The following is a 709-nucleotide window of genomic DNA, read 5'->3' on the forward strand; positions in this document are numbered from 1 at the left end:
GGTGATAGTGATCAAGTGTTGTAATATAAGCATTTAATTCCTTATCACTTTTACCATTCAACGTATCCTGCACCATTTTGTTGTTAAGCGAGCCCCGGTTTGCCTGTTCTGATTCCTTAACTAATTGCTGTCGCGCAGCACGCGTTTGGTACTGCCCATAAGTCAATGTTTTAAATGTTGACACATAGTACACCTGCGAATCAGTGGCCGCAATATTCGCATTGATGCCGTTGTAAATTTTAACATCCGCATTTAAGTCTTGGCGGTTTGCCAAATAGACATAGAGAGGATTGTAATTACCAAACAAAAAAATGGGTGCATCTGGATTCTTTTGCTGGATGAACTTCATGAGTTTCATAAGTTTTTCAGTGTAGGTCGGCATGCTCTTAACAACTTCTTTCGTCACAGCCGTATCTGATTTTGCAAAAATCGCTTTAAACAGCGTTTGTTGTAAGTCGTTGCCCCCCACAGTCATGACAATCACATCGGCCTTTTTTATATCACGGACCGCTTTTTTATCAGACTTTACCCGCCGCAAAATCTGATCAGACCGATCACCAGCCTTACCATAATTAGCCGTTTTTACCCGAACGCCGTAAGCTTTGGTTAATAACTTTGCTGTGCGTTTTGTATAGCCTTGCTGTTTTGTCGTATCGCCAATCCCCTCGGTTAGGGAATCGCCAACTGCAACCAACCGAATATTTGATTT

1 protein-coding gene is annotated in these 709 nt (G+C 41.9%); it reads right to left on the bottom strand.

Annotated elements, in window-relative coordinates:
* Positions 1–709: GDSL-type esterase/lipase family protein (locus tag WEIDD23_RS02120; protein ID WP_082778301.1), on the bottom strand; the 709-nt coding region annotated here is incomplete at both ends.

Origin of the sequence: Weissella sp. DD23 (genome assembly GCF_001579105.1) — a bacterium.
GTDB lineage: Bacteria > Bacillota > Bacilli > Lactobacillales > Lactobacillaceae > Weissella > Weissella cibaria.